The organism is Chryseobacterium sp. WX, from assembly GCF_029542485.1.
GTDB lineage: Bacteria > Bacteroidota > Bacteroidia > Flavobacteriales > Weeksellaceae > Chryseobacterium > Chryseobacterium cucumeris.
Genome location: NZ_CP120710.1, coordinates 5,178,766 through 5,204,695, shown reverse-complemented (window position 1 = coordinate 5,204,695; position 25,930 = coordinate 5,178,766). Strand labels below are relative to the sequence as shown.

Genomic DNA, 25,930 nt, shown 5'->3' with positions numbered 1-25,930 from the left:
CATGTATAAAAAGTTAGTTTTATTGAGCGTGCTCACTGTAAGCTTAAGCTCATGCATCGGTTATAAAGAAGCTACGAAGGAAAATATAAATGAGTTGAAAGAAAAAAGTGAAATTGCTTCTCATATACAAATTCCGGATGACTGGATTTTTGACAGAAAAGCAAATTCAAAATCAATTTCCTATGACTGGATCAATGATCTTAAGACCTCACAGCTTGAAGCTTTGATTAATGAAGGAATGTTGTATAATGCAGATCTGATTATTGCCAGAGAAAAGCTTAACCAGATTGAGCTGGCAATGGAAATTGCCGGAAGCGACCTTTATCCAAGCGTAAGTGCTGTAGCCAACACTTCGAATAATCTGGTTAGTGGCAGCCAGGTTCAGCGTCTTGCGTTAAAAGCCAATTGGGAAATTGACCTTTGGGGCAAAAATAAATCTTCACAGATGGCCAGCACCAGCAGTTATTTTTCTGCAAAACATCAGAATACACTGCTGCATCAGTCTATTGCAGGAATGATTGCCAAAGCTTATTATCTGAATATTGCAGGAAACATTCAGGAAAATAAGATTGAAAGCTATATTCAGAAGACCAAAGACCTGGAAAAGCTCTACATTATTCAGAAGAAAGTTGGAACGGCAAATGCTATTGATGTGTCCAATATTTCTGCCGAAATTATTTCCCTGCAGGGTTATCTTGAAAAGATTAAAAATGCCAATATGCAGTCGAGAAGGTCTCTGGAGCTTCTTACCGGAAAGTATCCGGAGGGAAAACTGGCAACCCAGAATTTCTTTAATACTGTAAAAAGCAGTATTCCTGAATCTTTTCCTCTGGAGCTTCTTGAAAACAGATCAGACATACAGGCGAGTCATTTCCAGATCGAAAAAGCTTTTTATGAAGTACAGGAAGCTAAAGCGGCAAGACTTCCATCATTAAATATAAGCTCATCGCTTGGGAGTGCAGGAAGTAATGTGGAATCTATTAATTCTTTATTTTCCAACCCTTTAATAAAAGTGGGCGGAGGATTAGTTTCTCCTCTATTCAATGGTGGAAAGCTTAAAAAGAATGTAGAAGTAAAAAATTCTCAGCAGAAACAAGTCGTTGAAGAATATTCTAAAGCTGTTCTGAATGCATTGAACGAAGTGGAATCTTCTTTAGCAAATCTCCGTTCTATTGAAAAACAGACGACTTATACAACTAATGCTGTCAATGAACTGAAAAACAATATTTCTCTTACTGAAAAACAAATAAAGGTCGGTACCAGCAACAGTTTTGTACTGATTCGTAAACAAAGGGACCTATTGAAAAATGAAATGAACCTCATCAATCTGGAACTTCAGTACAGAATAGAGCGTATAAATCTTTATATGGCTTTAGGTGCGGAGAACTTCATTTATTCATAATTTTTATACTTGAGAGACTGCAGATTTTTTCTGCAGTCTTTTTTATAATTTATATGATATTAATGAGGCAGTTTATCTCTGAAATATCCATATACCCATGTTCCGGCAATTGCACTTAACAAAGTAACAGATACTGCTAAAGCTCCTGTTCCAATCTGAGCAAAAAGAGGTCCGGGACAGGCTCCGGTAATGGCCCAGCCAAAACCAAATATCAATCCTCCATAGATCTGACCTTTATTAAACTTTTTAGGTGCCAGAGTAATAGGTTCCCCGTCAATTGATTTTACCTTAAATTTTTTAATCAGCCACACTGAAATCATTCCCACCAATACGGCACTTCCAATGATTCCGTACATATGGAAAGACTGCAGACGGAACATTTCCTGTATCCTGAACCAGCTGATCACTTCTGCTTTCACAAAAATAATCCCGAAAATAATTCCAGCGGCGAGGTATTTCAGATTGTGATACCATGGATGGTTAGCCGTACTTTCGTTTACACAAGTGGTATATATATATTGTTCTTTTTCTTTGATCATAATGCAATTCTCTTTTTAAATTATACTTATAGGGAAAGGATGATAGGCAAAATAAGGTTAGCCATTAAAAAGCCACCAATCATAAAACAGACTGTTGCCCCCAAAGAAGGCCACTGTAAGTTGGAAAGTCCCATGATTGCATGACCGCTCGTACATCCGCCTGCATATCTTGTTCCGAAACCAACCAAAAACCCACCCACTACCATCATAATAAATCCTCTCAGAGTCAACAGGCTTTCGAAATTCATCAGTTGTTCCGGAACCAGATTACTGTAATTTGTGATTCCATATCCTGCCAATTCTGCTTTCAGATTGGGATTGACTGTTATTTCATTAGGATTCACTAAAAATTGGGATGTAATCAATCCTCCGAAGAAAATCCCCAGTACAAAAAATAAATTCCAGGCCTCTTTTTTCCAGTTGTATTTGAAAAAATTTACATTGGCAGGAATACAGGCTGCACAGATATGTCTCAGCGAGGAACTGATTCCAAAGGATTTATTTCCCATAATCAATAAAGCAGGAACGGTAAGTCCAATCAATGGTCCGGCAACATACCATGGCCAGGGTTCTTTTATAATTTCTAACATTTTTTTTACTTATTTAAAATTTTAGTCTGACACACAAAATCACTTTTAGGAATCTCTGTAGAGCTAATTGCTTTAAAACCTCCTTCAATTTCTGAAAAGTTTCTGTATCCTCTTGCCTGAAGGATGCTTGCTGCCATTGTACTTCTGTAACCGCTACCACAATGCATGTAGAAATGTTCTGTTGGTTTTATCTTATGAATCCATTCGTTGATATAGGCCAGAGGTTTGCTGTAAGCTTCATGAATATGTTCTGCGTTGTATTCACTTTCTTTTCTTATATCAATGATTTTGGCTTCTTTTTCTTTGATTTCGGTTTCAAACTGTTCTGCAGAGATTCGGTTGACAAAGTCTGTTTCCTTTCCGCTTTTTTTCCAGCTTTCAAAACCTCCGTCCAGAAAACCTAAAATATGATCGAATCCTACTCTGCTCAAACGGGTTACCGCTTCTTCTTCATATCCTTTTTCAGTAACCAGCAGAATAGGCTGGCTGACATCAGCAATTAAAGCTCCTACCCACGGGGCAAAATCACCATCCAATCCTATATTGATAGACTGTGGGATAAAACCTTTGGCAAATTCACGATTGGATCTTACATCTAAAATCAAAGCACCTGAGGCTTCAGCAATTTCCTCAAACTGTTCAGGAGAAAGAGCGTGCAACCCTTTTGAAAGTACTTCATCAAAACTACTGTACCCTTTTTTATTCATCATCACATTCATTCCGAAATAAGCTGGCGGAGGCAAAAGCCCATCTGTTACTTCTTGTATAAAACTCTGTTTATCCTTTTGATTCAAGGCATAATTGGTTCTTTTTTGATTTCCCAATGTATCTACGGTTTCTTTCTGCATATTTTTGCCGCAGGCTGAACCGGCTCCATGAGCGGGATAAACCGTAATATCATCTTGTAAAGGCAGAATTTTATGATACAAACTATCATATAAAAGACCTGCCAGCTCTTCCTGAGTCATATTTGCTCCTTTCTGTGCCAGATCAGGACGGCCTACATCTCCAAGGAACAAGGTATCACCGCTAAAAAGAGCCTTTTCATTACCATTTTCATCAATCAAGACATAACACGAACTTTCAAGCGTGTGTCCTGGTGTATGAAGAACTTTAATTTTAATATCTCCTAGTTCAAATATCTGTTCATCTTCTGCAATAACAGCATCAAACTCGGGATTGGCTGTCGGTCCATAAACAATTGGAGCTCCGGTTTTAAGGCTTAAATCCAGATGTCCGCTGACAAAATCTGCATGAAAATGAGTTTCAAAGATGTACTTCAATTCTACTCCATCGTCCTTCAGTCTGTTGATATAAGGCTGTGTTTCTCTTAAAGGATCAATAATTGCGGCTTCGCCGGCTGAAGTAATATAGTAAGCACCCTGTGCAAGGCATCCTGTATAAATCTGTTCTATTTTCATTTTATTTTATTTTGATTTGTTATCTGATACAAATTTCCAGCTTTCTGCTTTCCCGTACAGCTACTTTTGTTACATAAGAACATTAAAGGAAGATTTCTTTTGTAATGATATAAATACCCATGATCAGGATAAACCACCCAAATGCAGGTTTCAGTTTTTTGCCGTCTATCTTTTTTGATAGTTTTGAGCCCATTATAATTCCTGCAACAGCAATCACCGTAATAGAAACCAGCAGTTTCCATTCTATTTTCACCTGGTTTACTGAAGAGAGGAAACCGATTAAAGAATTGAAAGAAATAATCATTAAGGAAGTTCCTATTGCAGTTTTCATGGGCACTTTTAATAGATTCACTAATGCCGGGATAATCATAAAACCGCCTCCTGCTCCTACCAATCCAGTTAAAACACCTACTATTGAACCCTGTCCTGCTGCCAGAAAAGCACTATTCTTATTCGTAATGCATTCTAAAGATTCTTCTGAAGAATTTCTTTTTATCATTTTATAGGAAGCCAGAATCATTAAGCCTGCAAAAATCAGTAGTAAAAAAATATTTTTGGTAACCGTAAAGTTCTGTATCTGGAATACGTTTTCAGGAATTAAAGGAAGAAGATATATTCTGGTCAGAAAGATAGAAATTACCGAAGGAAGTCCGAATACCAAAGCCATCTTAAAATTAACCAATCCCTTTTTAAAATAGGATACAGAGCCTACAAGACTGCTGATTCCCACTACAAAGAGAGAATATTCTGTTGCCAGAAAAGCATCAATCCCGAAGAGATAAACAAGTACGGGAACCGTGAGAATACTTCCTCCACCTCCTATTAAACCGAGAGAAACTCCTATTAAAACTGCGGCTGCATATCCTATAATTTCCATTTTTATTCAACTAATTCTGATGCAAAAATGGGAATGCGGAAAGAAAGCTACAGCTACTTTTGTTACATAAGGAGATTTTTTAACACAAATGAAGACTAATGGTTTCACAAAGGACACAAAGAATTTAGAGTAATTCCGCTTCTTTGAGATTGCTTCACCTTTGCTTCGCAATGGCTTTAAATACCCCGTCAAAAATTCTTTGAACTTTTGCCACCCTTCCAAGAAAGGGAAATATGAGTATTTTTGATTAAATTGAGAGAGAATTTATGAGTTCAGGGCTTTCAGGAGGGTAATTTTATTTCTGCCTAACATGAGTTTTCCGTCTTCTTCCAGTTGCTTCAAAAGTCTTGACACCACTACTCTTGCGGTTCCCAGCTCATTGGCAAGCTGCTCATGAGTGGTATGAATGGTTTCAGAGCCGGTGAGTTCAGATTTTTTCTGCAATAGGTTGAGAAGTCTTTCGTCTACTTTTTTGAAAGCGATGGCATTGATGATATCTAATAGCTCTTCAAATCTTTTATGATACAGTCTGAAGATATAATCCAGCCATTCCGGATGTTCTTTGATGAATAAAGAGACTTTGTCTACCGGCAGAAAAAGAATTTCCGCATCTTCTTCAATCTCAGCTTTTACAATGCTTTTTTCATTATGCATACCGCCCAGAAAAGACATGATACAACTTTCTCCTGCTTTGATGTAGTACAGTAAAATTTCACGCCCATCTTCTTCCGTTCTGATCACTTTCAGCATTCCTTTCATCACAATAGGAATGGAACGGATGGAAGCATTTTCATCTAGAATAATATCTCCTTGATGGTAATTCTTCGTTATACCATATTGATACAGTTTTTCTACCAATTCTGGTGATGATGAGAATTCTGAAGAAAGTATCGTGTCGTTCTGCATTTTTTTTATTCTAATTTACGCCAATTTCATCAACAAACAACCATGCTTTGGAATCTGCACCAGGATTTCCTGCCGGAATAATGCCTGCATTTTCAATAGTTACTTTCAGGTATTTCGCGTTCTGCGTTCCTACATTCACTTTGATTTTTCCGCCGGCCTTCTGAATTTCAGGCGTGCCGATCTCTTTAATCAGTTTGAAATTCTTATTATCATCAGAAACAAAAATCTTTGCAGATTTAGCCAGATGAATCCAGCTTCCTTTATTTTCAAGGGTATTGAAATACACTTCTGAAAAAGTTGTTTTCTGCCCCAAATCTATTGTTGCCACTACATCTTTTCCCTGAAAGCCCAGCCATGTTTTACCCAGTTGTTTTACATTTCCGATAATACCATCTACTAAGGTGAAAGCACCTCCAAAAGAATAGTTTTCGCTAGGTTGTTGTTCTAAAGTTATCTTTTTTCCGGTAGTCTTTGAAATGGTAAATTGCTGTGTAGACACGGCACTTTTCAACTGCCCCTCTTCAAAATAAGCTGATTTAATGGTTAAAGAATTAGGAATCTCAACTGCCGTCTGATACGTTTTAGAATTGATGGAAGGGTTCGTTCCATCCAGCGTATATCGGATACCGTTTGAATTCTGCGAAGTAGACAGTTCATAAGCAATTCCGTTATTGGAAGGAATTACTTTTCCGGTGATGTTATAAATGCTTCTGGCATAGTTGACCTTCATACCATCCAGAACTTTAAACTGGTTAATCACTCTGTTTTCAAATTCTTTATAGTTTTTAGGATCTGAGGTTCCCCATCCCACTTCAGAAAGTGCCATTAATCTTGGGAAAATCATGTACTGTACCTGCTTAAAATCTAAAATATATTCTGTCCACAGATTCGCCTGAACACCCATAATATATTGGGACTGTTCTGCATTCAGTTCGGAAGGGATAGGATTATAGGAATAGACTTTTTCCAGCGGAGTAAATCCTCCAAAAGCATTAGGTTCAGACTGTGGATCTCCCTGATAATGGTCAAAATAACAGTAGGCACCAGGAGTCATTACGGCAAAGTGTTTTGATTTTGCAGCTTCAATACCTCCATTCACGCCTGTCCAGCTCATCACAGCGGCGTTGGGAGCTAATCCGCCTTCTAAAATCTCGTCCCAGCCTATGATTTTTCGCCCTTTACTGTTAACATATTTTTCAATCCGATGAATAAAGTAGCTCTGTAAGCCGTGTTCATCTTTTAAATTATTTTTCTTAATCAGCTCCTGGCAGTGTGCACATTCCTTCCATCTTGTTTTCGGGCACTCATCACCTCCAATATGAATGTATCGGGAAGGGAATAATTGGATTACCTCATCCAGAACATTTTCAAGAAACGTAAAAGTTTCATCTTTCGGGCAGAAAACATCATCAAAAACGCCCCATTTTGTAGCAGGTTCAAAAGGACCTTTGGTACATGCCAGTTCAGGATATGCAGACAGTGCGGCCAAAGCATGCCCAGGCATTTCAATTTCAGGGACCACAGTAATGTGTCTGTCCTGAGCATATTTCACCACGTCTTTTATTTGTTCCTGTGTATAAAAATAAGGACCGTAAGGTTTTCCATCAAACGTGTTATCCACATAGGCTCCGATCATTGATTCTTTACGCTTTGAGCCAATTTGCGTCAGTTTAGGATATTTTTTGATTTCAATTCTCCATCCCTGATCATCCGTTAAATGCCAATGGAAAGTGTTCAGTTTATACATCGCCAGATAATCTATATACTGCTTCACTTCATCTACTGTGAAAAAGTGGCGGCAGACATCCAGGTGCATTCCTCTCCATGCAAATTTCGGCTGATCTTCGATTTTCATAGCCGGAATATTCTTTCCTTCTTTATACTGTTCAATAAGCTGGATCAAAGTTTGAAGAGCCAGAAAGTATCCTTGTTTAGTGTAAGACTTTATATGTATCTGTTTTGGAGAAATTTCTATGGAGTAATACTCTTTTTTCTGTTCAGAATCTGCTCCTGATGCCTGAGGAATTATAGAATTCGTTAAATGAATTTCACCACCCTTCTTAGCATATTGAAATTCCACCTGAGAACCTATTCTCTTTTTGAAATATTCTGTTTCCTCTTTTGGCAGATCACCACTTAATACGAAAGCTTTTGGTATTGCAAATTCACCCTGTAAAAGTTGAACTTTTTGAGGATAAGGGATTAGATTTAATTTATTTTGGGCAAAAATCATGTTTGAAATCAATACAAAGAGTACTAGAAAAGTCCGTATCATGAGATGGAGTTAAGGTTTGAGCTAAGATAATTATTTTTCAAAACTCTTTGAGCCTTTTTAAAAACAAATTAAATACCCTATTTCAGACTCCTGTAAAATGAATAATTTAAAGTTTGCAATCATTCTATATAGATATTATTCTATTAAATATGGGATATTGTGGTTTGCTTTTTGATCAATTTAGTCGACTTAAAAAAATTAAAGGTTTAAATTTGTAAAAAAATAAGATGAAAAAAAATATTTTTCTGGCAGCCGCTTTATTATTTTCTTTATCAGCTCAGGCACAAATTTTTGATATTATAAAATCTGCTGTTAAAGACAAAACAGGTGTAGATCTTAATGTTCCTGTTAAAAATAATGGTACGGTAACTTCTACTAAGACGACGACTACCACTTCAGGTAATTCATCTGCCAATATTGGAAACCTTACTTCAAGTCAGATTTCTTCAGGATTAAAAGAGGCCTTAAGTATGGGCGTAACGGATGGAGTAAAAAAACTAGCGGTAACGGATGGTTTTTTCAAGAATGAAGCCGTAAAGATTTTAATGCCTGAAAAATTAAGAAAAATTGATACAACACTACGTTCCATCGGAATGGGAAGCCTTGCGGACGAAGGCGTAAAATTGTTAAACAGAGCTGCTGAAGATGCCGTAACAGAAGCTGCACCTATTTTTACAAATGCTATTACTTCTATGACGATTACAGATGCCAAAAACATTTTATTAGGGAGTAATAACGCCGCAACAAGTTATCTGCAGGGAAAAACCCAGACTCAGCTGTTCAATGCCTTTCAACCCAAAGTAAAAGCTTCTTTAGGGAAAGTAGGTGCTGATACGCTTTGGAAAAACCTGATTTCAAAATACAATACGTTTACCGGACAGGCTGTTACTACAGATCTTAACGAATATGTTACTACAGAAACCATTAATGGAGTTTTTAAAATGGTAGCAGATAAGGAAAGCGGAATCAGAAATACACCTGCCATGAGAACTACAAGTATTTTGCAGAAGGTTTTTGGAGCGCAGGATGGGAAATAAATAAGATTAGACTAAATATATAAAAGCTGTTTCATGATGAAGCAGTTTTTTTATGTTTAATTTCTTTTGTCTTGAAATCGAAGATTCGACGTAGTCAAACAAAAGAAACAAAAGTTCAAGACCTGGACCTCTCCGCTAAAAATAAGTCCTGTTCTCTAAAAATTCTAAACTTGCGCGAATCATTATTCTTTATCGGTTCTGATTTTGCCTCGCGCTTCGGACAGGAGAATTTTCTTAACGTTCACAGGACTTATTTTTTTGACGCTGCGAGTTCCGATGTCGTCTTTAAAAAGTTTCGGCCTCACTTTGTGAGGCCGAAACTTTTTTATTTATTATCAGATTAGAACTGCATTTCAGGAATCTCTCCTTCAATAATCAGATCTGCTTCTGTTGCTTTGATAATATCTTCTACTGAAACTCCCGGTGCTCTTTCCACCAGCTTGAATCCTTCCGGAGTTACATCCAGAACAGCTAATTCCGTCACTACTTTTTTCACACAGTTTACACCCGTTAAAGGAAGTGTACATTTTTTAAGAATTTTACTTTCTCCTGCTTTGTTTACGTGCATCATGGCTACAATAATATTTTCAGCAGAAGCTACAAGGTCCATCGCACCTCCCATTCCTTTTACCATTTTTCCGGGAATCTTCCAGTTGGCAATATCTCCGTTTTCCGAAACTTCCATTGCTCCAAGAATGGTAAGGTCCACTTTCTGACCACGGATCATCCCGAAACTGAAGGCTGAATCAAAGAATGAACCTCCTTCCAGAATAGTAATAGTCTGTTTTCCGGCATTGATGATATCAGCATCTTCTTCTCCTTCGAAAGGAAAAGGCCCCATACCCAATACTCCGTTTTCACTCTGGAATTCTACGGAAATACCTTCCGGAACATAGTTGGCAACCAAAGTAGGAATTCCAATTCCCAGGTTTACATAATAACGATCTTTCAGTTCTTTTGAAATTCTTTTGGCAATTTGTTCTTTTGTAAGCATAATAAAAACTTAGACTGCAATTTAATTATTTTCACTTGAATACAAAAGAGCTTTGTTGTATTCAATAATTAACACTGTTAGTTAAAATAATATCTGTAATTTTGTTCCATTATTTTTTAATAGAATGAAAATACTTTTTAGATATCTAAAACCTTATCAGTGGCTGATAATCATCTCTTTATTTTTGGCTACTGTCAATCAGGTTTTTTCTTTATTTGCTCCGGCGATCACAGGAAATATCCTTGATCAGCTGGTTACCCATCCCAACTTTTTTGATAAAGAAAAGCTATTGCCCAGAAGCCTGAATGAATATTTATACGGAAGCTCTTTATATCACGGTGCTTTTTACTTCTTGGGACTGCTTATCGGAACTGCAATGGTAAGCAGAATTGCCAAAGCTTTTCAGGATTATGTAGTCAGTGTGATTACTCAAAAGTTTGGAGCGAAAATATTTACAGACGGCTTAAAGCATTCGATGGCACTGCCTTATCAGGAATTTGAAGACCAGAGAAGCGGTGAAACGCTGTCTATTTTAACAAAAGTAAGAGAGGATACGGTAAAATTCATCACTAATTTCATTAATATTTTCTTCGGAATTCTCGTCAGTATTATTTTTGTCTCGGTGTATGCGATCCGTTTACACTGGTCTATTATGCCTGTTTATATCTGTGGAATTTTCTTTATTGCCATTGTCACCAATTTATTGAGTAAAAGAATCAAAGTGATCCAGAAAAATATCGTAACGGAAACCACCGCTTTAGCCGGAAGTACTACTGAAAGTCTTAGAAACATTGAAATTGTTAAAAGTTTAGGATTAACCAATCAGGAAGTAATCCGTTTAAATAACAATACGTATAAGATTCTTGGCCTTGAACTGAGAAAGGTAAAAAGCATCCGTTCTTTGAGCTTTATTCAGGGAACAATGGTCAATTTTCTTCAGCAGATGATTACTCTGACTTTATTGTATTTAATTTTTAAGAATATTGTTACACCAGGTCAGTATTTATCTCTGATGTTTTATGGTTTCTTTATTTTCGGACCAATGCAGGAAATTGGAAACATTATTATTTCTTATCGTGAGGCAGAAGCTTCTCTTCAGAATTTCGACCGTTTGATGAAAAAAGAGGTAGAAGAAAAACCTCTTCACCCAAAACAAATCGGGGCTATTGAGGAACTGGAATTCAAACATGTTTCATTCAAGCATCAGTCTGCACAGTATAAAGCTTTAAATAATATTTCTTTTGATCTTAAAAACGGTGAGACCATTGCTTTTGTAGGACCGAGCGGTTCCGGAAAAAGTACCCTGGTGAAACTATTGGTTGGATTGTACAGACCTCAGGAAGGAAATATTTTTTACAATGGAATCAATGGAAAGGAATTTGATTTTGATGAACTGAGAAACCAGATTGGTTTTGTAACACAGGATACCCAGTTATTTGCGGGAACTATTAAAGAAAACCTTCTTTTCGTTAATCCTTCCGCTACGGAAGAGGAACTGGCAATTGCTTTACAGAAATCAAGCTGTACCGCATTATTGGAAAGGGCTGAGAAAGGAATTGAAACCGTTATCGGTGAAGGAGGTCTGAAACTGAGTGGTGGTGAAAAACAAAGAATTGCCATTGCAAGAGCTCTTTTAAGAAAACCTCATCTTTTGATTTTTGATGAAGCCACTTCTGCTCTTGACAGTATCACCGAAGAAGAAATCACTACGACGATCAAAGAAATTTCGAAAGAAAGAGAACAGATCACCGTCCTGATTGCCCACCGTTTAAGTACCATTATGCATGCTGATAAAATTTATGTTCTTGAACGCGGACAGATTGTAGAAACGGGTTCTCACGCCAATCTCATTGACGAAAAAGGGTTGTACTACGCAATGTGGAGACAACAGATCGGAGAAAGAAAAACACTTACTCCCCAAGCATAAAAAAAGCGCTGAACATCGATTCAGCGCTTTTTGTTTTTATTGTTTTGAACTTATTCTTTAGTTCTTACAGTTCTCTGCTCAATTCTTTTTTCAAATTTTTCTCCCTGGAAAATTCTCTGAACCATGATTCCCGGAATATGAATTTCGTTCGGATCTAATTGCCCCGGTTCTACAAGTTCTTCCACTTCAGCAATGGTAATTTTTGCCGCACCTGCCATTGGGTGGTTGAAGTTTCTTGCAGATCCCTTGAAAATAAGATTTCCTGCATGATCACCTTTCCATGCTTTTACGATAGAAAAGTCTGCATCATATGCATGCTCCAGAATATGAGGTTTTCCTTTGAATTCTTTTACCTCTTTCCCTTCTGCTACTTCAGTTCCATACCCTGCAGGTGTATAAAATGCCGGAATTCCGGCCTGGGCAGCTCTGCATTTTTCAGCTAAAGTTCCCTGAGGAGTTAGTTCTACATCTAATTCACCTGAAAGCATTTGTCTTTCAAATTCAGCATTTTCTCCTACATAAGAAGAAATCATTTTCTTAATCTGCCTTTTGTGAAGCAATAGTCCTAATCCGAAATCATCTACTCCTGCATTGTTTGAAATACAGGTCAGATCTTTCACATCGCTTTCTACCAAAGCATTGATTGAGTTTTCAGGAATTCCGCAAAGTCCGAATCCACCTAGCATCAGTGTCATTCCATCATTAATTCCTTCGATGGCCTCCTTTGCATTTTTTACTCTTTTATCTATCATGAAATATTAGATTTTTCTGTTGGCTAAATTTAATAAATTTTCTTGTATATCCTATGAGGGGAAACATTACTGAATTTGATACATTTTTTAAAAATCGATCTGAAACTTTTAAAAACATCATAATCAAAACATTACATCTAAAACTGAACAAGTCTGTTCATTTTTTATCTTATTTTTCATCAATTTCATCTATATTTGCCCTCTCAAAGCCGGAAATACTGTTTTTCAGTTCCGACGGAAATTTAAACACAACTTTAATGTAGAAATTATTTTATGGCAGATTACTACTGTCCTCATCACTTCTTTTGATCTCTATGAAGCTCTCTTTCAATATCTGCCATCTCACTAATCATATAAAAATATCAAAGCTTACATAAAAACATGAAAAAATTATTTACCTCAGCATTACTTGCACTGGTACTCAGCATCAATGTATGCGCACAGGAAAAAACGTATTTCGATGAAAACTGGGAAAAAACTACTCAGGACAATATGGAATATTACCGTGAAACGACTCCTAAAGGAAAGCTTACTCTTATCAAAGATTTCTATAAGGACGGAAAACTTCAAATGGAAGGACTGGCTTCAGACACCACTCCTAACAGTGAGATTTTTGAGGGAAAAGTAACCTGGTATACTGAAGAAGGAAAGGTTCAGAATTTTGCCACCTATTCCAAAGGACAGCAGGTTGGACCGGCACAGACTTATGATATGAATGGCAGGCTGACAGAAGATGTAGTATATAAAGCTGACGGAAGTTTTTCAGGAAAGATGTTCAGTTATAAGGATGCTGAAGATGGAATGGTCTTTAATATTCTGGTCGATTACGAAAACTCAACGCCTGTAAAAACAACCGTTTATGATGATGACATTAAAGGGATCAGAAATGAAACTATCATTGATAAGGACGGTAATACCGAAACAAAATATTACGGTGAAAAAGGGAAATATCTTGGCAGCAGTACTACTTCCGGTGCGGGTGAAAATATGATGGTGGATTACTATTCCAGCCCAATGAGGATTTCTAAGATAGAAAAATACAGAAAGGACGGCAGTGTAAAAGAAGGCGTCATTTATAGCAAAAGCGGAAAGATCTTACAGGAACAGAAAATGAATAAAAAAGATGGCTATAAAACCACTTACGATGAGTCGGGAAAAAAAATAGGTCATCTTGTATACCAATATGATAAGGAAAATGATATTTATAATCCAATAGACGGGGATGATTATCATCTGGCTTATGAATATTCACAGATTTCCTCTATTGATACTTATGACAAAGGCTCAAAGGTAACCAGTAAATATTTTGATGAAGACGGAAAGTTATTCTCCGAGCAATTTTTAAAAGATGATCTTATCCAGGAAATCAAATATTATTCACCGGATGGAAAGCTGAAATCTACATTAACATACAAAGATGGTATCCCTTATAATGGTACTACTTATGAAGGTTTTAGTGAAACTGTTTATAAGGAAGGTATTATCATAAATATCAAAAACTTTTTTGAAGGTGACAATACAAAACTGAGTTTTGAAAAAAAGCTGAACGCTAAACAAACAGGCTATGATGCAACCGTTTACGATCCCAAAGGCACTATTCTATATACATTTACACAACCTATCACTGAAGACGGGGAAGATTATTCCTTCACAGCACAAATCACACAGTATGTAAAAGGAAAGCCTGCCAATAAGTCTTCTGTAAAAGCAGGTGTTATTCAAAGTGGAAAAATCAGAATAAAAACATGGGATGGAGCTAAAGAACTTGAACGCAGCGGGAAATGGATCTTGTTAAAACTTTATAATATGGATGGAAAGCTCATTCAGGAAACTAAAACGCTGGCCGATACTCAGGAGGAAGATGCTTCTGCCGAAAACCAGACGCTGATTAACGAGGATGATCTGCACCATTTATTTGACTAATTACCACAACTATATATCAAAGGCGGTTTCATTTTTTTGGAACCGTTTTTTGTTTAACCGCAAACGGGCACAGATTTTCACAGATAATTATGGAAAATTATACTTTTTTACATCCATAAAAAAGAGGCTATCATTGTTGACAGCCTCTTCATAATAATTGTGTTGTGTTTATCTTACTGAATAATCAGTTTTAAAGTAAATAGTTTTCTTCCGTGTACTTTTACATAGTAAACGCCTGCCGGAAGATTTTCATTCACCAAAGAGAAACGTTGGTTATTGATATTTTTCGATACATACAGTAATTCTCCCGAAGCTGAAACCAGTTCTATTTTTTCAATCGGATAATCACTTTTAATAAAAGTAGGCTGTCCCGGTTTGGTTGGATTAGGATACAACACTACATTTTTCTCTGTACTTCTTGTTTCTTCCGTTCCTAAAATAGGTGAAGCCACCTGGAATTGTACTCTATTCGAAACTTCTGTGTAGGAATCATTGGTAAACATCACCATGTAGTAATTTCCCGGTGTTGCAGGTACTGCTGTTCCCTGAATAGTTTTTGTTCCCTGAGTTATTCCGTCAAAATAGGTATAAGAAACAAAATTATCATCCGGTGTCTGAACACTTTGAGGATAGATTCCCAACCAGTCTTTGATAATTCCCGGAGAATCCGTCCATGAAGCCGTAATATTTTCACCCAAGGTATAAACAGGTTTGTTGATCCAAAGATCAGTAACGATATCTCCTACTTTGAAGAACACCTTCTCCCCGATTCCGTTATATCCGTCTTCCAATAAATACTGAGCATAATAATACCCTTTTGGAAGTCCTGTGAAATTAAGAGTTCCTGATGCAGTTGTTACATAGCTCCATTTGATAGAAGCTGTAGTTCCCGGAGTTTGTCCCATTTTGTAAATTCCGATCCAGTCTTTCTGTAAGTTGGGTCCGTTTGTAAAATTAATAGTAACGGTTCCTCCCACAGGATACGTATCAGCAGTAGTCTGCAGCTGTACTTTCGGTCCTACATAGAAATTTTTTCTTGGAGTGATTTCTGTATATCCTCCATTTGCAAAGAATCCTGCAAAATACTGACCTTTAGTAGCCAGACCATTATTGAAAGTCACTGTTCCAGCATTCTGCCCGTTCGTATAAATATAGCCTTGTGAAGTGGTAGAAGCAGGAGTTTGTCCTTTTTTATAGATTCCTACCCAATCCTGCTGATTTCCCGGACCACCTGTAAACGTAGCCGTAATTGCTTCATTTTGTGCATATTCTGTTTTGTTTAAAGTAAATGTAGGATTTGACACTACACTTCCTGTAATTTCGAACTGCTTCACATCACTCCAGTCGCTCCACTCAAGGTTTCTGTCTCTGTAACGTGTTTTTACATAATAGATTCCGTTGGGAATAGAATTCGCTGCCAATGTCGCTTTGGTGATGTCTACTCCATCATTCAGGTTTTTCGTTTTATCAGGAGTTCCGTTTCCGTCTTTTCCGAACCAGTTTTCAAAATCGCGGTAGAATTCCTTTTCAATCACAGAGAAGTTCGAGGCTTTACTGATCTGGAACTGTGTTGTATTTAAAAGCTCTCCGTTAGAAGATGAAAATGCACTTCCATTTAATGTCAAAGGTAAAGTAATGGGTCCTGAGAACGTATTGGTAATGGATGGTTTTGCAGGTTTAGGTTGATTTTTATATCTGTGGAAAGAATCTACCAACACATTGTTTTTCTTATTGTAAATTCCACCGATTGAATAACATTCGACATCTACTTTTCCGGTTGGGACATCTACTTCCACGATCTGATAGGTCCAGTCTGTCAAAGTTTTCTGAACATCGTCAAAATCCTGTTCATTAGACATTCCCCAATACTGATCCCATGCAGTTCCTCCGGAAATAATCTGATAATTCGGTGTGTTTTTAAGCTGACCTCTGTGGTATAAATGATGGTGGGCTCCTACGTGCATTAAATATTTATCAGAAGTTACCAGAAGCGGTACGGCATTTTCTCTTACCCATGTAGAAATATCTCCCACATACTGCTCAGCCTGATAAGGTCTGTGACTTAAAGAAATAATCCAGTCTACCGTAGAATCATTGTTGGCTGCCGTTAAAATCTGCTGAAGCCACGTTTGCTGTGCTGATCCTGTATGTTCAGAACTTAAACTTACAAATAATACATTTCCTGCCTGCTGGGCATAATAATTTTCATTTCCTGAGCTTATACCTTTATAACTGATTTCATCAATATAAAAATGGGCATAGTAGGAATTCATTCCCATCGTTCCGTAAGTTTCATGATTTCCTACCGTTGTCTGAATAGGCAGATAAGGTGATAATTTGATATTCTTTTTAAAGTGAACATTTTCATAATGGTCCAATGTACCTACGTCTACCTGGTCACCTACCATAAAAGTAAGCGCAATATTATCTGACGGATCTGAAGCAGCTCCGAATTTTTCCTTTAATTTTTTATAGGCATTCAAAGTAAGCGTATCATATCTCGGTTCTGCTTTGATCTGGTTGTCCCCCATAATAAGGAAGCGGATCTTTCCATTGGCAGTTACAGCCTGTCCCGGTAAAGGAAGTGTTCTAAAATTGTAAACAGCAGACTCACTGGTTCCTGTTTTGATCTTATAATAATATTTGGTATTCGGCTGAAGGTTCGTAATCTTTGCCGTGTGATAATAGTAATTGTTGTTGTATCCCGTATCTGAGAAGATGTTGGTAGTTCCCGTTACGGTAACATTCAGATTCGCTGGAGAATTTCCGTAGATTACTGTTGTTTCATTATTGGAAGCTGTTTTCCAATTGACGATCATAGAATTCGGAGTCGGGTTTTGTAAATAAGGGAACAAAGCCTGCCCGAAAGCCATCTGGACCGCGAAACAAAAAAAGAAGAAATAATGTTTCATAATCGTTTTCGTTTTAAAATAACATATAGAATTTCGAATTGTAAATCAACTATTTAAAAATCCTTGCTAAGATTTTTTACTTCGGGCAAAAGTAGAGTTCCCATATAAACTCTGTCTGATGGTATTTTAAAGAAACCGTTAATTTTTCAGCGAAACCGGAATGAAAAAATTATAGTTTTTAGCACATTAAATATTTGGTGTATTCAAAAACTATTTTGTACATTTGCAACCTGTTATTCAACCTCTGACGAAGAACGTGTAAGTTGCTTAGCTTTAACATTTTATTTTATTAATAATGGATTTATTAAAGTACGTACAAGACAAGTACATTGCGAAAAAAGAATTCCCTGAATTCAAAGCAGGTGATACAATTACTGTGTATTACGAAATTAAAGAAGGACAAAAGACCAGAACTCAGTTCTTCAAAGGAACAGTTATCCAATTAAGAGGTACTGGTTCTACAAAAACTTTCACTATCAGAAAAATGAGTGGTGATGTAGGTGTAGAAAGAGTATTCCCTATTAACATGCCTGCACTTCAAAAAATCGAAGTTGATAGAAGAGGTAGAGTTAGAAGAGCTAGAATTTACTACTTCAGAGACCTTAGAGGTAAAAAAGCAAGAATCAAAGACGCTGCTTACAAGAAGAAATAATTCAGACAACAATACATACAAAAAGAGGCTGTTTACGTGTAAACAGTCTCTTTTTTTGTTTCAATATTTTTTACTTTTTATAGGGAACTCCTTCTCCGGTTTCCAGAAATTTTTTCAGACTGCCTATAAATTGCAGCCAACCATTGGAGCAGATCTCATAGCATTCAACAGCCGGGTTCAGACCGATATGAGTAAGTTTTATCTGGCAACCCCCTTTCCTTTCCTCTATTTCCCATACAATTGTTGTTCCGATCCATTCTGTTTGGTTCTTTAAATCGGGAAGAGCAATTAATGAGTCTTCAACAGACCATACAACTTTTACATTGGCGGTTAATTCTTTCACACGCATTGTTTTGTGAATCTGATCTCCAAATCTTATGGTGAAAAGATTTCCCTCCTCCGAAGATGAACCTTCAAACAATTCAGTCCACCAAAGAGGAATTTCATGAGTCAAAGCATGGTACATTTTATCTACAGTAGTGTTGATCTCAACTATATGCATGTAATTCTCAACGTTACTGGTACTCATTGTTTTCATAAAACATATATTAGGTAATACAATTTTATGAAATTTACTATGAATCAGGCTTTTCATAAGACAAGAAAAATACATTGCAATTCTTGAATAGAAGTCTTTTTGAAATTTTATATTATTACAATCCTGTCAAGGTTTAAAACATTGACAGGATTCACAATCAGTACTTCAATCAGTTGCAAAAAGACTATTCTTTCTTCATAAGATATTGCAAAGGTGTTGAACCTGTGTGTTTTTTGAAAAACTCAATAAAAGCACTGTCTGATGAAAAGTCAAGGATATGCGACACCTCTCCTATTGAATTACCTTCTACCAAAAGTTCAATAGACCGCTGTAACCTCCATTGCTGTCTCCAATCCTGATAAGACAGTCCGGTTTCTTTTTTAAAAATACGGCTGATCGTTTTCTCCACTGCTCCGGTTTTTTCTGCAAGACTTTTCAACATTGGAGGTATAGACTGACGTAGCGTCCACTCTTCAACGATTCTCTTAAAACGTCTGTCCTGCGGCATTTTAAGTTCCAGTTTTTCTTCCTGAGCCCTTTGCATTTCATCCCAGAATACGTTTAAAAGATTGGTTTGGTCACTTTTAAGAGCTGACCATTCCCAAAAACAAATCCTTTCTATGATTTCCTTTAACAAGGTGTTGACATGAAGAACTTTCAGATCTGATTTTATATACTTTTGGGAATAATCTTCATCAAAATAGATGGATCTGTAGGCTACAATGTTTCTGAAATTCACACGATGAACTTCATGGGCAGGAATCCAAAGCATTCTGAACGGAGGAAGAACCAACTGTCTGTCAGAAGTAGTCACTGTCATACAGCCTGATGGCGCATACAACAACTGAGACTTTGTTTTATGAAAGTGAAAACCGGAATCATGCAATACCATATCAGAAGCTATTCCAATTACATTTTCGTGAAGGGTATCTGCATTAAAACTTTCATTTTGCTTCAGTATAGCCATGTCCTATTTTTGATACTTTTTGTTTTTACATCATTATAAATATACATGGATTTTTTGGAAACTTTGCAGAAAAAAATGAAAAAGACAAATCCTATCTGGCTGCTGACTCTACTTGTGATGCTTCCTCAGTTTGTAGAAACCATCTACAGTCCAGTTTTACCAATGGTACAGGAGAAATTTGAAGTGAATGAAGAATCAGTTACCTTAACGATCAGTTTATATTTTATAGCATTTGCGCTGGGGGTAGCATTCTGGGGTATTCAATGCGACAGGATCGGAAGAAAAAAATCAATGGAATATGGTCTCATTACCTATGGAATCGGAACCCTGGCAGCTGTTTTTACTTCTGATTTTATGATTCTTCTTACAGCCAGGATTATTTCAGCATTTGGAATTTCAGTGGGTTCCATTGTGACTCAAACCATTTTAAGAGACAGCTATGACAAAGATAATCTGAGTAAAGTATTTTCCTGGATCGGAATCGGCTTATCTGTAAGTCCTGTAGTAGGAATGATTACCGGTTCGGTATTGGCTTCTTCCTTCGGATATCCGAGTGTATTCATCACATTATGTATGCTGGCAATCCTATTCTTCATGCTCTCCCGACAGAAAATTTCGGAAACCCATCATTCGGAAAAGGAAATCAGCATGAATATTTTGATACGTTTGCTCAAGCGGATGCTCTGTGATCAGGACATCATCAGATGCTGTTTATTAATCATGAGTTTCAATGTTTTATTATTTTCATACTATTCGCTGGCTCCTTTTATTTTTAAAGAAAATCATTATTCATCTTATGTCTTTGGGTACAGCAGTATGATACTGGCAACAGGTACATTTGCAGGAGCAAAAATTAACAGATACCTGTTATTCAAGAATATACAACCTAACTATTTAGTAAAAGCAAGTATATGTATAGCATTTATCTCCTCTATTTTCGTATGGATTCTGATAGGTACAGGAATATACTTTTTAATTCCTTATTTCTTCATTGTGATGGCATTCAGCATGGCTATTCCTAATATCTTGAGTACCGCCCTCATTCATTATAAAAGTGAGACAGGAAGTGCCGGAGCTTTATTGGGATTGATTTATTATATCCTGATAGGTTCAGGACTAATAGCGATTGGTTTTATACAGAACCTGGGAATTGCGTGTGTCTTGTTTTCTGGAATTGGAGTTTGTACTTTATTGCTGTTTGGGAACAAAAAGAATTGATTTTGAAACATTAAGTTAATGAAGTTAATAAGAATAGTTAAGTTTCATCAAAGATGAAAAATTAAGTAAAATGTTTATAAAGCTTATTATTTTTACTCACTTGCAAAAACTTAATGTTTCAAATATTTTATAGTTTACAATGAAATTATTGTATAAAATTATACAGTGCTTCAATAAATTTAGGATAGACTTCGATATGAGGAAGATGCCCTACATTTTCAATTTCGACAAGCTTTGAACCCGCAATTTCACGTTGAGTTTTCTTTCCCAATTCCTGATATTGCCCCATTTTAGGTTGAAGTTCTTTAGGAGCTCTGTCCTTTCCTATTGCGGTTCTGTCTCTTGTTCCAATAATAAGCAAGGTAGGAACTTTGATATTTTTAAACTCATAACATACCGGCTGATTGTAAATCATATCTGTGGTAAGTGCAGCATCCCAAGCTACCTGAGGATAATCTTTATGAAGAGTCCATCCTGCGATTAAGTCAAGCCAGGGTTGATATTCTTCTTTCCATTTGTTGTCGTAATAGAATTTAAGCTGATAATTCTTATACGTTTCAGCTGTATTTTTAAGTTCAGACTGATAAGCCTGGTCAATGGTCTGGTAGGCTGCAAAAGTTTTATAATCTTCCAGTCCGATCGGGTTTTCGAGAATCAGTTTCTGTACTTTCTCAGGATATAGTAATGTAAATCTGGTGGCCACCATTCCTCCCATTGAATGTCCCAATACTATGGCTTTGTCAATTTTCAGTTCATCCAGAGCCGCTTTTGTATTTTCTGCAAGCTGTGAAAAAGAAAATTGGTAAGTATGAGGCTTTGAAGATTTTCCAAATCCTATCTGATCAGGAATCACTACCCGGAATCCTTTGGCAGAAAGGTCTTTTGCTGTTCTTTCCCAGTACGCTCCATTAAAGTTTTTGCCGTGGAGAAGCATGACCGTTTTTCCGTTCGGTTTTTGCGGTCTTACATCCATATAAGCCATTTTCAAATCTTCGCCCTGAGACTTGAAATTGAGATAATGTACTTCGTAAGGATATTGATAATCAGACAGCATTGCATCCAGAGGTTTTACCTGTGAAAACATAAAACCGGAGACTGTCAAAGAAAAAACAGTCATTATATTTCTGAAATGTTTCATGAAACGTTTATTTTAAAGATAAAATTAAAAAAAACCGCTCCAAAAGGAACGGTTTCAACTGTTATTTTTAGTTAAATATTTTTTAGACAATTATGCCATTGAAACTTCTTTTTCTTTTTTTGAAGGTAAATTCATCAAAACAATGGCAAAAAGAATCAGAACAATTCCTACCCACTGGATCAGAAATACTTTCTCTCCCAACAAAACAAAAGCCATGGTAACAGAAACCGGAAGTTCCAGTGATGAAACGATACTTCCAAGTCCCAATCCTGCATTGGGAAACCCAACATTGAATAAGATTGGCGGGATAATTGTTCCAAAAAGAGCCAGTACAAATCCATACGTGAGAAATATTGAATAATTAAATGAATGGATATGCTCTGTATTATCGGTAAAATTCAGGTATAATGATTTTAAACCATCAAAATACATAGGCCCTATCTGGGCAAAGAATAAGAATGCAAAAACTACAACAGAACCACCTGCCAGCATAATAATACTCTTTCTGAAAACCGGAAGATGAGTAGCCAGTGTGTTTGAAGTAAACATCGTCAAAGTATAGGAAGCTGCTGCCATCAGTCCCCAGAAAACCCCATGCCAGTCCAGTTCTATTTCCATATTAATAAGATTTGTTGCCAGAACCGTTCCCAATAATACGATAACCACAGAGACCACTTTTCTTGTATTAGGCAGCTTTTTTGTAATAATACTCTCTACTACCACACTAAACCATACCGACTGCATCAATAATACAATAGCAATGGAAACATTGATATATTGTACGGCAATATAATAAAATAAACTGGTACCTCCCAAAGAAGTTCCTGCAAGCAAGAGCATTCTTACTTCTTTAGAACTTGGCATTGATAATTTCTGCTTTGAGGTTATGGTCTGAATAAAGTTGAGGATCAAAAGTCCTGTCAAACCTAAAACGAATTGGGAAGTAGTAACTTCTGAGGTTGTAAAACCATCATGATAAGCCATTTTCACAAAAGTGGCTAACATACCGTATATACTAGCTCCAATCCCTACAAATAAAACACCTTTTAGTATATTTTTCTTCTTCATAATTTTTTTAACAGCCTGCAAAGGTACGACATATTAATTTAATCATTCTGAAGTGTCATGGTAATAGATAAATAAAATCGCCGCAAGCAAGCTTGTGGCGATTTTGAGATTGTTTATAAAAGTAAATTATTTTTTAACCATTACTTTCGAAGCAGCTTCGAAACCTAGTCCTTTGATTTTAACCATATAAGTTCCGTTAACAAGATTGCTTGTAGAAATTGCTTTCTTAGCATCCGGTGAGATTTTATCTTCTGAAGAAACCAGCTTACCAGACATATCGTAAAGTTCTACACTTACTTTTCCAAGAGTATTGCTTGGGAACTTAATATAGAACTCGTCCTTGGCAGGATTGGGATAGATAGAAACATTATTGTTCTTATCTGCATTTACATCATTAGTAGCCAACAAACATGCCTCCGGAACATTAAAATCCTGAACCTGGTCATTAATATTATTTTTAACTCCCGCTGATGCATTTACCCCTAAACCTCTTCTTGCAAACACACCCCAGATCATACATTTATCCTGTCCCTGAGTAGTTGCCAGCTCAGCTGCTAAAATTGCATTTCTTCCATCAATAAAGCTAGGGTTACAACCCTGAAGTTTAAGAGCATCCGTTACTAACTGTAATACTTTTGTGCTTCCATTAGGCGTTGTGGACAATACGTCTGAAGAATAACCATATTTTTCAACATATTTCCAGTGAAGATCCCATAGCATGGTTGCCCAAACAAAACCAATAGAGTGTACATCCGGAACAACAGCTGATCCGTTATTGTATTCCATTCCGTTGGTATTTCCGTAGGTAAATCCGTTAACAGCAAGATTTGTAGAATATTTCGCAGGTCTGATACCACCGCCTGTTATTGGTTGTCCTACTGCATAAGTCCCTATACCTCTAGCCACTGTAGCATCATCTCCAGCTTTATTAGTCAACATTAAAGCAAAGAAATCAGACCATCCTTCTCCCATTTGTTCTTTACTAATTCCTGAGTTCAGACAGTTGTATCCGGTACCGGTCATTCTGTTGGAAATTCCGTGACCATATTCGTGAGTTACGATTCCGTTATCAAAGCTTCCGTCAGGGGTCATATTTCTTTTTAAGGTAACATTTACTACAGTACTTGCTGCAAGCTGAGTTTTGATATATTCACCTTCTGCATTGGTAATTAATACTGAAGGGATTGTAATTGCCGGATCATCACCCGCCATATTTCCTAAAGAAGAACCGTTTACACTGTTATTATAAACAATAGCCGCTTTAGCTCCTGCATCCTGAAGGTTTTTCACTTTAACAGCAAAAGCACATGTTCCTCTTTCAACCAATCCTATTTTATCAACCAATGAACTTGCAGGCAGAGCTGTACATCCATCTAACACTGATGAAAGTGCTACATCTCCTGTTATTCCATTTATAGGTAGTGGGTTACCAAACTGTGCAGTTCCGGCTCCCGGTGTACGGGAAACAGCAGCGGTAGGCGCATTATAATAGAAAATTCTTCCAACAGAAGACCATAGGTACATCTGCATTTTACCATTATAACCGTCTGGTGCTGGAGAAAAATTTGCATTGTTTAATCCGCTTCCATCCTGCGCCTCTGCATATACAGCGTCATCATCTCCTCCTACAGGTCCATTACCAAAATTGTTCTGCTGGAAGTTTTTGGCATATTCTGTAAATCCGAACTTGTAGAAAATATCATGAATCCTGTTATTCAGATAAAATAAATTCGTAATAGCGGCATTTCTATTGTTTAATGGAGTTTCATTAATATTAAAAGGAAAATCAAAATTTCTTGTCGCCCCACCTTCTGCCGGAGTTCCTGTAAGATAATCCGGTGCTGTTAAAGCTGTTCCTGCTGCATCTTCATAGGCAAAAACATTATTTCCTCTCGTAATGGTATAATGATTAGTTCCGTCAGAATGCCATCCTTCAGGAGAAGCACTCAGAATCCATGGATTGTTAATGATGGATCTTGAACCAAAAGTGGGTGCTTCAATTGGTAATGGAAATACGTTATATGATGCATTATCAGGTAAAAGCAATGGAATATTATTATTCTGTGCTACACTATTCTGAGGCCCAACTAATGTATTTTGAAAATGATCAGCATGGCTTTCCCCTACTTCTGAACCGTAAGCATCATGATGGAAATTACATGATAGTGTCAGATTGTTTTTCAACAGGATATTTCCATTGTTGGCATCTACTAAAATATTCCAGTAATTGGGAGATTTTGGCTCCATTAAAATATATTCGTAAGCCAAACGCAAGTTTCCATTCTCGTCATTTGTATAAACTAATCTTTGATTAGCAGATGTAGCACTTTTCTGAGTCTTTTCAAGATATCCGAGAATCGTGAAATTCGCAATATCAGGATTCTTCAGATCCTCGGCAATTTTTTGAAGAGCTGTATTTTTATTAATAGCAGCTGTACCTGAAGTAGATGTAGTATAATCTGTAACAAAATTATCTGTGTAGTAAATAATTTTATTGTCCCTGATCAATGCTGTTCCTACAGAACTGTATACCGGCAAACCATTATAAGTCTGTAAAAATTTAACCACATTACCATTCAATGATTTTGACGGATCTATATTATCAACAATGATATTATTAAGATCAGACTTTTTATATTCCCTTATTTTATTTTGAGAAATATAATCTTTAATCAGTTTTTCATTATCCTGTCCGAATAATATTGCAGGAAATGCAGAAAATACTGCAAATAAAAGAGGTAGAGCTTTGTTTTTCATATCCATTATTAAAGGCGCTAATCTACAAATAATTCAC

Annotated in this window: 20 protein-coding genes; 6 read left to right on the top strand and 14 right to left on the bottom strand. The window is 36.7% G+C overall.

Going from position 1 to position 25,930, the window contains the following annotated elements:
• The first annotated feature begins 1 nt into the window (after position 1).
• Positions 2-1,402, top strand: coding sequence for a TolC family protein (locus PZ898_RS23825; RefSeq protein ID WP_277694420.1), 1,401 nt, complete (start codon positions 2-4; stop codon positions 1,400-1,402).
• 59 nt (positions 1,403-1,461) lie between these two features.
• Here PZ898_RS23825 and PZ898_RS23820 read toward each other — a convergent pair whose 3' ends face one another.
• The 6 genes from PZ898_RS23820 to PZ898_RS23795 form a co-directional block, all read right to left on the bottom strand.
• Positions 1,462-1,941, bottom strand: coding sequence for a DUF6691 family protein (locus PZ898_RS23820; protein WP_277694419.1), 480 nt, complete (start codon positions 1,939-1,941; stop codon positions 1,462-1,464).
• A 26-nt stretch (positions 1,942-1,967) separates the two neighbouring features.
• A complete protein-coding gene (locus PZ898_RS23815; RefSeq protein WP_277694418.1) occupies positions 1,968-2,531 on the bottom strand; it encodes a YeeE/YedE thiosulfate transporter family protein in 564 nt (187 codons plus the stop codon).
• 5 nt (positions 2,532-2,536) lie between these two features.
• Entirely contained in the window at positions 2,537-3,952 is a 1,416-nt protein-coding gene (locus PZ898_RS23810; protein ID WP_277694417.1) for an MBL fold metallo-hydrolase, read from the bottom strand.
• An 82-nt stretch (positions 3,953-4,034) separates the two neighbouring features.
• Complete coding sequence (locus PZ898_RS23805; protein ID WP_120230486.1) at positions 4,035-4,829, bottom strand: sulfite exporter TauE/SafE family protein; 795 nt, start codon at positions 4,827-4,829, stop codon at positions 4,035-4,037.
• Positions 4,830-5,093: 264 nt separating this feature from the next.
• On the bottom strand, positions 5,094-5,735 hold the full coding sequence (locus PZ898_RS23800; RefSeq protein ID WP_062671045.1) for a Crp/Fnr family transcriptional regulator: 642 nt from the start codon (positions 5,733-5,735) through the stop codon (positions 5,094-5,096).
• A gap of 10 nt (positions 5,736-5,745) precedes the next feature.
• On the bottom strand, positions 5,746-7,968 hold the full coding sequence (locus PZ898_RS23795; protein ID WP_277694416.1) for a family 20 glycosylhydrolase: 2,223 nt from the start codon (positions 7,966-7,968) through the stop codon (positions 5,746-5,748).
• 269 nt (positions 7,969-8,237) lie between these two features.
• Here PZ898_RS23795 and PZ898_RS23790 point away from each other — a divergent pair, with 269 nt between their 5' ends.
• A complete protein-coding gene (locus PZ898_RS23790) occupies positions 8,238-9,047 on the top strand; it encodes a DUF4197 domain-containing protein (RefSeq protein WP_120230484.1) in 810 nt (269 codons plus the stop codon).
• Positions 9,048-9,387: 340 nt separating this feature from the next.
• Here the strand turns inward: PZ898_RS23790 and PZ898_RS23785 are convergent, their stop codons facing one another.
• Positions 9,388-10,041, bottom strand: a complete 654-nt coding sequence (locus PZ898_RS23785) for a CoA transferase subunit B (protein ID WP_105703093.1) — start codon at positions 10,039-10,041, stop codon at positions 9,388-9,390.
• Positions 10,042-10,165: 124 nt separating this feature from the next.
• Here PZ898_RS23785 and PZ898_RS23780 point away from each other — a divergent pair, with 124 nt between their 5' ends.
• Positions 10,166-11,968, top strand: coding sequence for an ABC transporter ATP-binding protein (locus tag PZ898_RS23780; protein WP_277694415.1), 1,803 nt, complete (start codon positions 10,166-10,168; stop codon positions 11,966-11,968).
• A gap of 50 nt (positions 11,969-12,018) precedes the next feature.
• Here PZ898_RS23780 and PZ898_RS23775 read toward each other — a convergent pair whose 3' ends face one another.
• On the bottom strand, positions 12,019-12,720 hold the full coding sequence (locus PZ898_RS23775; RefSeq protein WP_062671053.1) for a CoA transferase subunit A: 702 nt from the start codon (positions 12,718-12,720) through the stop codon (positions 12,019-12,021).
• A 381-nt stretch (positions 12,721-13,101) separates the two neighbouring features.
• Between PZ898_RS23775 and PZ898_RS23770 the strand changes: the two genes are divergently transcribed.
• Positions 13,102-14,643, top strand: coding sequence for a membrane-binding protein (locus PZ898_RS23770; protein WP_277694414.1), 1,542 nt, complete (start codon positions 13,102-13,104; stop codon positions 14,641-14,643).
• A gap of 173 nt (positions 14,644-14,816) precedes the next feature.
• Here PZ898_RS23770 and PZ898_RS23765 read toward each other — a convergent pair whose 3' ends face one another.
• Positions 14,817-17,555 (bottom strand): fibronectin type III domain-containing protein, encoded by a 2,739-nt coding sequence (locus tag PZ898_RS23765; protein ID WP_277694413.1) that lies wholly within the window; start codon positions 17,553-17,555, stop codon positions 14,817-14,819.
• Positions 17,556-17,850: 295 nt separating this feature from the next.
• Here PZ898_RS23765 and rplS point away from each other — a divergent pair, with 295 nt between their 5' ends.
• Entirely contained in the window at positions 17,851-18,207 is a 357-nt protein-coding gene (gene rplS, locus PZ898_RS23760) for a 50S ribosomal protein L19 (RefSeq protein ID WP_002980648.1), read from the top strand.
• Positions 18,208-18,277: 70 nt separating this feature from the next.
• Here rplS and PZ898_RS23755 read toward each other — a convergent pair whose 3' ends face one another.
• Together PZ898_RS23755 and PZ898_RS23750 are read right to left on the bottom strand one after the other, a co-directional pair.
• A complete protein-coding gene (locus PZ898_RS23755; protein ID WP_157885748.1) occupies positions 18,278-18,745 on the bottom strand; it encodes an SRPBCC domain-containing protein in 468 nt (155 codons plus the stop codon).
• A gap of 184 nt (positions 18,746-18,929) precedes the next feature.
• Complete coding sequence (locus PZ898_RS23750) at positions 18,930-19,712, bottom strand: helix-turn-helix transcriptional regulator (RefSeq protein WP_277694412.1); 783 nt, start codon at positions 19,710-19,712, stop codon at positions 18,930-18,932.
• A gap of 75 nt (positions 19,713-19,787) precedes the next feature.
• Between PZ898_RS23750 and PZ898_RS23745 the strand changes: the two genes are divergently transcribed.
• Positions 19,788-20,930, top strand: coding sequence for a multidrug effflux MFS transporter (locus PZ898_RS23745; RefSeq protein ID WP_062671597.1), 1,143 nt, complete (start codon positions 19,788-19,790; stop codon positions 20,928-20,930).
• 145 nt (positions 20,931-21,075) lie between these two features.
• Here the strand turns inward: PZ898_RS23745 and PZ898_RS23740 are convergent, their stop codons facing one another.
• The 3 genes from PZ898_RS23740 to PZ898_RS23730 form a co-directional block, all read right to left on the bottom strand.
• The gene (locus PZ898_RS23740) at positions 21,076-22,068 is read right to left on the bottom strand and encodes an alpha/beta hydrolase (RefSeq protein WP_277694411.1); all 993 of its coding nucleotides are present in this window, start codon (positions 22,066-22,068) and stop codon (positions 21,076-21,078) included.
• 90 nt (positions 22,069-22,158) lie between these two features.
• On the bottom strand, positions 22,159-23,136 hold the full coding sequence (locus tag PZ898_RS23735; RefSeq protein WP_062671065.1) for an EamA family transporter: 978 nt from the start codon (positions 23,134-23,136) through the stop codon (positions 22,159-22,161).
• A 126-nt stretch (positions 23,137-23,262) separates the two neighbouring features.
• Positions 23,263-25,893 (bottom strand): T9SS-dependent M36 family metallopeptidase, encoded by a 2,631-nt coding sequence (locus PZ898_RS23730; RefSeq protein ID WP_277694410.1) that lies wholly within the window; start codon positions 25,891-25,893, stop codon positions 23,263-23,265.
• Positions 25,894-25,930: the final 37 nt, after the last annotated feature.